Origin of the sequence: Microcoleus sp. D2_18a_D3, assembly GCF_036702455.1 — a bacterium.
In the GTDB taxonomy this organism is placed as follows: Bacteria; Cyanobacteriota; Cyanobacteriia; order Cyanobacteriales; family Microcoleaceae; genus Microcoleus.
In genome coordinates this window covers 63,629-73,729 of sequence record NZ_JAUBTK010000030.1, presented here as the reverse complement: position 1 = coordinate 73,729, position 10,101 = coordinate 63,629, and the positions used below count along the sequence as shown (strand labels likewise).

Below are 10,101 nucleotides of genomic sequence, written 5' to 3'. Positions count from 1 at the left end.
CAAATGCTAAAACTTCGTTGTGCTTACCTCAACGATCTCTTGGCCATTTGAGGCTTTTGCAAAACCGGGATGCTCCCTACCATGTTGTTTGTCTATTCCGATTTTAAGGGCGATTCCCTTCGGGATAGCTTCGCTTCACGCACTTTTTGAATTAAGGGCGATCGCTCTTTTTGAATCCCAGATGAAAACTGACACGAAAAAGCGGATCGCTATTGCTTAAATAAAATTTAACGACAGTTTATTTCTCACCAGATTATGACTATCATTGAACAGATTTACGCGATCGTCAAAACCCTTCCCGAAAACCAAGCTAGCGAAATTCTCACTTTCGCTGAGTTGATTCGTGCCAAGTACCTGAATGAGAACCAATCCACCGACACAGTAGGTTCTTTAACTCCTTCGACAGAATTGGTTTATTCCCTAGCTGGAACATGGGCCGAAGACTTTCCTACTCTGGAACAGATTCGTGCGGAGTCGGGGGAAGACATCTTGCGGGAGAGCTTTTAGATGTACATTTTGGATACAAATACATTAATTTACTATTTCAAAGGACAAGGACAAGTTGCCCAAAACATTCTGCCATAGTAAAAACAGCTTTATGGTGGAAAGTAGCGATAAATATCTTTCCGGTGAAGCACCCTGGCAAAAGTAAGAGTTTCGGCATCAAAATAAAAACCTATTCGATAGTCTCCAACCCGAAGCCGATACGCATTATCATCACCTTTCAATTTTTTTAAGTTAACAATTGTTTGTAAATCATTACTATTGGGAATTTCCGCAAAAGCAAAATCCTTGATTTGCTCAAACACAGGCGTACTTTTAAGAGCTTTTAAATCATTCAAAAAACTGGGTAGATATTCGACTTTCATTCACTTTCCAGTTCTGCAAGTGCTTGCTGTAAATTTAACGGGTTTTCATTTTTTACTTCGCGCATAGCCTGGAGAAGTCCTTTATCTTCGATCGCTTCTAGGAAATACTGATAGTCGGTATAATCTAGAATAACTTGACTAATGTTGCCTTCGGCATCGAATATCAATTCTTTAGCCAGTGGATAGTCTTCTATTTTCATACACTTTTATGGTGAGATGAGTTATGAGGGAATGATGCTTCTATTTTAACAGCGATATCTCAGAACCCGATGAAGTGCGATCGGGTATGTTGGTTATTGGGTCTAATAAAATTTGTCCGGCTTTGTTGACGAGAACGCGATACTCTGTTGATTTGGGTTCGAGGTTTAAACTGAGGTGTCCTTGTGGATCTGTGCTGATTAAGTTTTTCAGAATCCAAAACATATCTTTCAGCTATTATAAAATTAGGTAAAACTCTATCGGGTAGAGTTTTACTCAATTATAACAAATTAGATGTTGTTTGTCTATTCTGATTTTAAGGGCGATCGCACTTTTGGTCGTAAGGGCGATCGCTCTTTTTTGAACTGCTGATGAAGGTGGATGGATGGGGAGGGATTAAGGGATCAAATAAAGGTCAATTGATCTTTATTGAATGAGCCATCCACAATCGCGAAGTATGTATCCTGTTTGAACAGTGTATATAAGTATAAATCATTCTTTTTGCCCCATAACAGAGTCTTGTTATCGTCAATTTTTACGACTTCTAGATCGTCTTTAGTTAAGCCATTCAGCTTAATTTTAGTGACCCCCCGCGAATCGCCAGTCGAAATAAAACCTACCTTACCTGTACGAAAATTGGTAATTATATCAGCTCCTTCACGACTTGTACTACCATCATCAAGTCCAAAGACTAAGGTATCATTGCCATCTCCACAATCAATGGTATCTGAACCTTTGCCACCAATTAAAATGTCGTCACCACCTTCTCCCAAAAGATAGTCATTTCCATCACCACCATCAAGATAATCCGCCCAATTACCACCACCACCCCATAGGGTATCGTTACCTTCTTCACCGATGAGAGTATCTTTACCATCATTGCCTTCTAAACTATCGTTACCCTTACCTCCTTTAACTGTGTCGTCTCCTGTCGCACCAAAGATAGTGTCGTTATCATCACCACCATCAATCAGAGCGTTGTCTTTTTCACCATTGATGAAATCATTGCCTAGACCGCCAAAGATAGTGTCATTTCCCCGTTCTCCTCTGATGTAGTCATCTCCCTCACCACCATCCAGGCTATCGGCTGAATCATCACCACCACCCCATAGGGTATCGTTATTTTCTCCACCGATGAGAGTGTCTTTACCATCATTACCTTCTAAACTATCGTTGCCTTTACCTCCAATAACTGTGTCGTCTCCTTTTGCACCAAAGATAGTGTCGTTATCATCACCACCATCAATCAGATCGTTGTCTGCTTCACCATTGATGAAATCGATACCTGAACCGCCATAAATGGTGTCATTTTCCGAACCACCAAAAATTCGATCATCTCCGGCTTCGCCGTAGAATATGTCGTTGCCTCCATAACCATAAATTGAGGTACCTTCAGGAATTATACCGCTAACTAGGTTCACCAAATCCAAAGCATCTAACGTATCATTTCCGTTACTACCGTAAACGATGTCGTCTTCATTTCCTGATGAAGCAGCATTTTTAGCAATTAACGTTACTGCTTTTGCACCTTTATCATTTTTATTTTCATCTAAATTTCCAGGCTTTTCTGCTGCCATCACAGCTTCAGGGCTACCAGGGACATTACGCCATTCCTTATTCAATGGTGAATCTAGAGATAGTCTACTGCTGATGGCATCTTCACCCTTCAAAATATTACTAAATAGATAGACTAAATCACCATGATTAGCGAAGCTATCGACTTCTTTGCTGCTATCAAATTCAACTTTTATAGACTCATCAGCAGTTTCATTGTAACGCGGTGAACCCAATCCATCACCTTCTACAACATCTCCCCAGATCGATCGAGAAAAATTAGCAACTTCACTAAAGTTAGGAGGGGCTTTAATCCCTTTTTGGCTCCCATCTAAATCGTAATCAACTAAACCTTCATTTAGTAGTGTGTCAACTGTATCGACGAAATTTTCTACCGTGGTTTTGAAAGTTCTTGCTGAGTCAAGCAGTATTAATTTGTTAATTTCAAAGCGTGTATACGTTAGATACTTCTCCGCAATTAGCCCCGATACAAAAGTTCCTAAGCTGTGACCAACTAAGTTGATTTTATTGGCAGAAATACCCCAAACGTCTTTGAGAGAATGAACTGCAAACTCAGCAACTTTGTTGACCCATTCAGCAGCTAAATCGGGACGAAAACCAGCAGCAGAATTATTATTAGCCGGTTGACTCCAATCAACCACCAAAACTTGTGGTTCTTCATCGCTATTTTGTTTTTTCTTGTATTCGGCAACTGCATCAGCTAGTGCAGACATTTTGGGAGATGTAGGCTTGTCCGTATTTCCATGCACCACAATCCATGTTTCTTTGTTAGGATCAATGCTCGTTATAGGTGAGCCATTACGATTGCTAATAGTGATAGCAAGACGCTCCTTATCCTTCTCGTTATCATTCAGCTTAGGACTTTTATCAATTAAGCCATCTTTATTCACGTCATTGGTAACAAAGCCTGCAATTTCAGAAGGTGATTGCAGACTCAGTGTTTGATTTTCAGCTTCTGTTAATGCTATGGCCGATGTTCGCAGATTGTAATCAATTTTTTCATCACTTGCATTGGGTTTTCTTTGTACCTCAATCAAGTAATCATCTGCTGGTAACTCCCGACTAAGGATGCTTGTTTTACCTATTTGAATTCCTCCTTCAATAACTCGTCCATCATTGGAGCGCAGGAGTACAGTAGCATCGCCGCTTGGCTTCCCAGCATTTTGAGGATCGAGTAATAAATTGAAGCTACTACGATTTGTTAAACTAAATCGAAAGAAGTCACTCGTATTACTTGAATCGACGGAGTTCAAGAAATCTTGATACTTTGACAAACCCCCAATTTCAAAAGGTGTCTTCAGAGAACTTCCAATAGGAGGATTGATGCCGATATCGAAGTTTGGCCCGACAGCACTAACTGAGCTACCTGTACCAGTATTCAGAACTAGCTTTAAAGGATAGTTACCAGGAGCAATATTGTTGGGTAGGAGTATTTCTGTGTCAAATTCAACTGGATTTGTGCCAACAGAAATACTAACGTCACTTAGTCGTATGGGATTGTCGCCCAAAAATGCTTGAAGGTTATCACGGAGAAAATCCGTTGGATTGGAACTGGCACTATTGATGCCTGTCGCTAAACCATTGACTAAAATTGTGCCGCCGGGAACAAGTGTTTTATCGCCATCTGCCAAATCCGAGGCACTGGTGATGGAGATTGAGTTACTATTGGTGGTTGGCTGTTGTATGTTATTTGAAGTCGGTGTTGGAGTTGGAAGAGTCAGGGGAGTTGGAGTTACAACAGTCGGGGGTGTCGGAGTTGGAGGAGTCGGAGTCGGGGGAGTTGGAGTCGGAGGTGTCGGAGTCGGGGGAGTTGGAGTCGGGGATACAATAGATGTGGCTCCGAAGATTGAACCGCTAACACCCGTAACATCTGTATCAAGAGTGCCTACTCCTGTTGCTGGATTGATAATAATCCGCTTGTTATTACTTGTGAAACCGACAAGAGCGCTTCCCTCAAAAGACAAACCAAATACATCGTTAAAGCCAATATCACCAATTTTATTGGATTGACCAGTTAAGGATACGGAGAATAAGCTGTTATCACTGTTGCCGCGAGAGGTAGCTAAAAAGCGGTTAGTAACAGGATCGAATAATAGATCGCCACTAGCATCAAAGTCAGAACCCAGATTAGCAACCAAGGATGCTGCACCCGTAGTTTGATTAATGGTGTATAAGTTAGAACCGCCAGTTGCATAAAGTACATTACTAGGAGAAAATTCTAGACCAACTGTTTCTAAACCTGCCCCAACGAGGCTTCCAATCGGTGTGGATGAACCTGAGCCTGGATCGATGCTGTACAACTGGCTATCAGTGATGCCAAACAACTTATTGTCACTAGATAAGGCGATGTCCTTTAAACTTGGGCTACTTGCAATCTTTACAAATTTTCCTGCTGAGTCAACGCTTCCGACTTGTCCGCTATCTGTAGAAACTAAAGATGATGCGGTTCCCAAAGAGCTAGTTTTGAAGGTATAGTTTCCTGTCTCGTTCGCATTCAAGCTAGTAGCTCGAATCAGGTAATTCACACCCGGAACTACTGTGAAACTTAACTGTGAATTCTTACCACCATTAATTAAGTTATCGTTAAAGGCAATCACTTCACCTGTTGAAGCATTTATCAGTTGTAGGTAACTGTCAATAGCAGCAGTCGAATCCATGTTAACTTGAACTTGCTGCCAATTAGAAACCCCAGTCAAGGTATAGTCATCGGAGAAGCTACCTAATTTTTTAGGGTTATTAGTATCAGTGTTACTCAAACTTTCGTTAATCGTTTGCCCTAAGCCAATGGTCAGCGGTGTCGGAGTCGGGGGAGTTGGAGTCGGAGTCGGTGTTGCAGATGGAATAGACGATGCCCCCGCAATTGGACTGCTAACATCCGTTAAATTTTTATCCAGTGTACCTGTTCCCGTTGTGGAATTGATAGTAATTCGCTTTCGATCTTCCGTGAAACCGATAAGATTGCCATTTTCAAATGACAGACCAAAAACATTTGTAAAGCCAATATCACCTATTTTCGTTGCTTGACCTGTCAGGGATACGGAAAACAAGCTATCGTTTGTTGAGCCGTTTGATGTGGCAAAAAATAGATTATTAGCAGCATCAAATACTAAGTCACCACTACTCTCAAAGTCTGACCCCAAGTTGGCGGCTAAAGTTGCTGCGCCGGTACTGCTATTAATGGTGTACAAATTAGAACCATCAGCACCATAAAGTATATTGTTGGCAAATTCTAAAGCATTCAACTGAATAGAAGAGCCTAAGCCAAAGTTGCCAACAAGTGAAGCAGAGCCTAAATTTCGATCTATTTTATATAAATTGCCAATCGTAATTCCGAAAAGCTCACCGCTATTAGATAAGGCAATGTCAGAGAAATTTAGGTTACTTGTTGCTATTTGTGAAAAATTTCCTGATGTTCCATCTACTGTTCCGATTTTTCCATCTCGCGTAGCAATTATAGATTCCGTCATAATCCCATCTCCTCACAAATATAGTTGCGTCAAAACCAGCAAAGCCCGCCTTGCAAGCCTTCCTAGATATCTATCAGGGCCTTCATCTGCTTTTTATGCAGTTCGCCCTGTTTTTGTAATAAAACTTTACATTGCTCCCAACTGCCGATCGGCCGTATCCCCGATCGCCCGCCAGATGCACCGTCAAACGTAGCTGACAGCCAAACACATCATTTCACAATACTCCAAAATCCTGAATCTTTATCGGCTAAACGGCTCACAATTTGGCTCAACATAAAAGGCTCATTTGGCTCATTTGGCTCATTTGGCTCACCAAATCATGTAACATTATTTACTAAGGCAGAGTTTCCGTAGAGGAGTCGCAATGGCAGGTTTGCTCAGAGCATCCGAAGAAGGGCTAAAAATCATTGACATGGTAAGACGCAATCTCGGATGGAATAAAGCAGATGAGCTCTGGTGTCAGGCTGCTCTCACTTCAAAAGCAACTTTAAAGCGATTTTGGACGCAGCAACCAATTAGACGAGAGACTTTTATACACATTTGCAAAGCTGTAGGTGTGAAAAACTGGCAAGACATTGTTGCGCGGGAAATTCAAGAACCAGAATTACTATCAGCCGCGATCGCAGATACCGCCCAAGACAACCAAAACGATCGCACTTTCCCCCTCCCAGAAAACTTACCCCCCGTCAGAAATTGGGTACAGCGCACAAAAGAACTCGATATCTTAAAAACTACTATCATTAACTCAGATATCACCGCCATCTCAATTGTCGGCTTACCGGGAATCGGAAAAACCACCCTCATCAGCCAACTAATTCGCCAAATCCACACAGAAAAAACCCCCTTCACCTGCGCCGCTTGGCAATCCTTGCAATCCGCAACAGGCAAAGCACCCCCGTTTGATCGCACAATTGACTCGCTGCTATTCACCCTCTCCAACGGCGACATTACCGCAGCCGTCAATGCTCAAGATGACTCTTTCAAAAAAACCGAAAATCTGATAAAAATCCTCAGAGATAAACCTTGCTTGCTCGTTTTCGATCGCGCCGACACACTTTTGAAAACAGGAGAAGCCAAAGCCGCTGGTTATTTCGCCGAGGATTGTGCAGAATATGCTTGGTTATTCAAACAACTGTTAGAAACAGAACATCAAAGCAAAATCCTCTTCACCAGTCGCGAAAGCTTAGCCGAATTGCCCCCAACAATCACCCGCGAAATCCAGCTAAACGGATTGAATCGAGATAGCGCAGTTGCCCTATTGCAATCTTTTAATTTGACTGCAAATGCAGAGGAATTAGCGGAAATGGGCGATCGCTATTCAGGACATCCCAAAGCCTTACAACTCGTCGCAGCCTTGATTCGATACGATACCGAGTTTCAGGGAAATGTCGGGATTTTTCTGCACCAGAGAGACTGGTTGCTGATTCGAGATATTGAAAGTGCGATCGATGAAATGATAGCACGTCTCAGCGACGGAGAACAAACTTGTCTCAGCCGAATTTCTGTTTATCAAACCTCAGAATATCCCCTATCTTTTGCAGGAATTAGCGCTCAAATGCCAGAAGTTAGCAAATATGAACTCAAAGAAAATATTATTCAAGCACTGAAGCGGCGACAATTGCTATATTACGATCGCCACCTCAAATCCTATCAGTTGCATCCGCTAGTCCGAGAAAAGGGCGAGTACCTGCTAAGTCAAAACCCTGAAAATCTCCGTACCGCCCACAGCCAAGCCTATAACTATTATATCAGCATTCCCCTCAAACCAAAATCAGAATGGCAAGAAATCGAGGATATTAAGCCCCTAATCAGAGCGCACTATCATGCTTCTCAAGCAGGAGATTTAGATGCGACCAATGCGATTATTTCTGAAGTATATGAGTATTTGCGGCAGTGGAATTGTGCAGAGTTAGTATGTGGAAATCTACAGTTGCCATTGTTAACGGAAGTAAAAAACATAACTTTGTAGGGGCGGGTTCACCGACAATAATTGCCAAAAACCCACAATCTCATAAACCCGCCCCCGCGCCACCATCAATCCCAATCTACCTCTTTCAAAATAACTATAAAAACCTGGAGGGCGGGTTTATTTAACCTGTCTGCACCGTTAAATCTGTTGGTGAACTCGCCCCTACAGGATGTATGAAAATGGCGCAGAATGTAAGATTAAACTGATATATTGCACTATTCTTAATAACTTTGTAGGGGCGGGTTCACCGACAATAATTGCCAAAAACCGACAATCTTATAAACCCGCCCCCGCGCCACCATCAATCCCAATCTACCTCTTTCAAAATAACTATAAAAACCTGGAGGGCGGGTTTATTTAACCTGTCTGCACCGTTAAATCTGTTGGTGAACCCGCCCCTACAGGATGTATGAAAATGATGCAAAATGTGAGGAGGGCGGGTTTATTTAACCTGTCTGCACCGTTAAATCTGTTGGTGAACCCGCCCCTACAGGATGTATGAAAATGGCGCAGAAGGTGAGATTAAACTGATATATTGCACCATTTTCAATAACTCTGTCGGGGCGGGTTCACAGACAATAATTGCCCAAAACCCACAATCTCGTAAACCCGCCCCCGCGCCACCATCAATCCCAATCTACCTCTTTTAAGATACTTCAACCACTAGAATAAATCCCTCTTTCTTGCAGTTGCTGCATAAAAAACTCTTCCAAAGTAGGCTTAGCCAAATTCATCCCAATTAGCTGCCCTCCCGTAGCGCTCAGACTAGAAAGAAACTCCTTCGGCTCGCCCTGCAAATGACCGTACCACAAATCATCATCAACTTCCATATCCGGTATCCATTTTTTCAGGATATTGAAGTGCCCGCCCCTACCTTCAACCCGGTAAGTTTCAGTATTGCCGAGGAGTTCGTCGATCGCACCAATGCAAATTAACTCACCCTTCGCCAAAATTGCCACTCGATCGCAAATCTTCTCCACATCAGACAATATATGCGAATTAAAAAAAATCGTTTTTCCTTGATTTTTCAGCGATAAAATTATCTCCCGCATCTGATAGCGCCCCATCGGATCTAAACCAGACATCGGCTCATCTAAAAATACCACATCTGGATTGTTAATCAAAGCTTGAGCCATGCCGATCCGTTGCAGCATTCCCTTAGAATACTGGCGCAACTGTTTTTTAATTGCTGCGGATTGAGATAAGCCAACTAAGTCTAGCAAATTCGGAATTCGCTGCCGCTGAATCGAGGGGGGAATTTCAAACAAGCCTGCTGCAAATTGCAAGAATTCCCAACCGGTGAGATAATCGTAAAAATAGGGATTTTCTGGCAAATAGCCGACTCGCTGCTTCACAGTGCGATCGCCCAAAGGCCTCCCCAACAGCAGCGCCCGGCCAGAAGTGGGGCGCACTATACCCAGCAAAGTTTTCAGCAGCGTAGTTTTCCCCGCTCCATTTTGCCCTAACAACCCAAAAGTTTCCCCCTCAGAGACAGTCAGAGTGCAATTTTTGAGCGATTCAATTTTTTCATTCATCCAAAAGCCAGTACGGTAGAACTTGCCCAGATTAAATGTTTCCACTACTCGGATAGCTCCGGGCATCTCGGTGGAAGTTGGCGCATCTATAAGAGGTTCCATTTTCGTAAGCGAAATAAGTAGCACCTGATTATATTCTATTGCATAAGTGAAGTAATAATTGCTCTTTTTAATGTTAAACTAATATTAGCTGTACTTAAAATATTCTGAATATGGATCGTTCAAAACTTGTTGCTATTATCACTGGAGTGATTTCTATAATTTTAGCAGTTGCCTATCTGCTGCTTGTCACCATCCTCGACTTCCGAGGCGAAATGGTGCCCGCACCTCAAAGTCAGTTGCCAGTCTCCATGCCAATTCAGCAATTAGGCACGGCCAACCCGACTTTGCGAGTACATTAGTTATTGGTTATTGGTTATTGGTTATTAATCATTGCAATAACAACTAACACCTAACAACCAACAACTGCCAACTGCCAACTGCCAACT

Annotated in this window: 8 protein-coding genes; 3 read left to right on the top strand and 5 right to left on the bottom strand. The window is 42.4% G+C overall.

Annotated elements, in window-relative coordinates; genetic code table 11:
* The first annotated feature begins 255 nt into the window (after positions 1-255).
* Entirely contained in the window at positions 256-507 is a 252-nt protein-coding gene (locus QUB06_RS16010) for a DUF2281 domain-containing protein (protein ID WP_333290344.1), read from the top strand.
* Positions 508-596: 89 nt separating this feature from the next.
* Here QUB06_RS16010 and QUB06_RS16005 read toward each other — a convergent pair whose 3' ends face one another.
* From QUB06_RS16005 to QUB06_RS15990, 4 genes are all read right to left on the bottom strand, one after another.
* Entirely contained in the window at positions 597-869 is a 273-nt protein-coding gene (locus QUB06_RS16005; protein ID WP_333436100.1) for a type II toxin-antitoxin system RelE/ParE family toxin, read from the bottom strand.
* Entirely contained in the window at positions 866-1,069 is a 204-nt protein-coding gene (locus tag QUB06_RS16000; protein WP_333290342.1) for a hypothetical protein, read from the bottom strand. The genes QUB06_RS16005 and QUB06_RS16000 overlap by 4 nt, the downstream gene beginning before the upstream one ends.
* Positions 1,070-1,109: 40 nt before the next feature.
* Positions 1,110-1,292, bottom strand: coding sequence for a hypothetical protein (locus QUB06_RS15995; RefSeq protein ID WP_333436099.1), 183 nt, complete (start codon positions 1,290-1,292; stop codon positions 1,110-1,112).
* A 179-nt stretch (positions 1,293-1,471) separates the two neighbouring features.
* Positions 1,472-6,109 (bottom strand): hypothetical protein, encoded by a 4,638-nt coding sequence (locus tag QUB06_RS15990; RefSeq protein WP_333436098.1) that lies wholly within the window; start codon positions 6,107-6,109, stop codon positions 1,472-1,474.
* Positions 6,110-6,473: 364 nt separating this feature from the next.
* Between QUB06_RS15990 and QUB06_RS15985 the strand changes: the two genes are divergently transcribed.
* Positions 6,474-8,078, top strand: a complete 1,605-nt coding sequence (locus QUB06_RS15985; protein WP_333436097.1) for an NB-ARC domain-containing protein — start codon at positions 6,474-6,476, stop codon at positions 8,076-8,078.
* A gap of 656 nt (positions 8,079-8,734) precedes the next feature.
* Here QUB06_RS15985 and QUB06_RS15980 read toward each other — a convergent pair.
* Positions 8,735-9,715, bottom strand: a complete 981-nt coding sequence (locus QUB06_RS15980) for an ABC transporter ATP-binding protein (protein WP_333436096.1) — start codon at positions 9,713-9,715, stop codon at positions 8,735-8,737.
* A gap of 110 nt (positions 9,716-9,825) precedes the next feature.
* On the opposite strand from QUB06_RS15980, the gene QUB06_RS15975 reads away from it, so the two are divergent.
* Positions 9,826-10,014 (top strand): hypothetical protein, encoded by a 189-nt coding sequence (locus QUB06_RS15975; protein WP_333436095.1) that lies wholly within the window; start codon positions 9,826-9,828, stop codon positions 10,012-10,014.
* The last annotated feature ends 87 nt before the right edge of the window (positions 10,015-10,101 follow it).

What these genes read in the sequence shown, in the direction of transcription:
- QUB06_RS15995 (WP_333436099.1), bottom strand. Translation starts at nt 1,292, where the DNA reads ATGTTTTGGATTCTGAAAAACTTAATCAGCACAGATCCACAAGGACAC.
- QUB06_RS15990 (WP_333436098.1), bottom strand. Translation starts at nt 6,109, where the DNA reads ATGACGGAATCTATAATTGCTACGCGAGATGGAAAAATCGGAACAGTA.
- QUB06_RS15985 (WP_333436097.1), top strand. Translation starts at nt 6,474, where the DNA reads ATGGCAGGTTTGCTCAGAGCATCCGAAGAAGGGCTAAAAATCATTGAC.
- QUB06_RS15980 (WP_333436096.1), bottom strand. Translation starts at nt 9,715, where the DNA reads ATGGAACCTCTTATAGATGCGCCAACTTCCACCGAGATGCCCGGAGCT.
- QUB06_RS15975 (WP_333436095.1), top strand. Translation starts at nt 9,826, where the DNA reads ATGGATCGTTCAAAACTTGTTGCTATTATCACTGGAGTGATTTCTATA.
- QUB06_RS16005 (WP_333436100.1), bottom strand. Translation starts at nt 869, where the DNA reads ATGAAAGTCGAATATCTACCCAGTTTTTTGAATGATTTAAAAGCTCTT.
- QUB06_RS16000 (WP_333290342.1), bottom strand. Translation starts at nt 1,069, where the DNA reads ATGAAAATAGAAGACTATCCACTGGCTAAAGAATTGATATTCGATGCC.
- QUB06_RS16010 (WP_333290344.1), top strand. Translation starts at nt 256, where the DNA reads ATGACTATCATTGAACAGATTTACGCGATCGTCAAAACCCTTCCCGAA.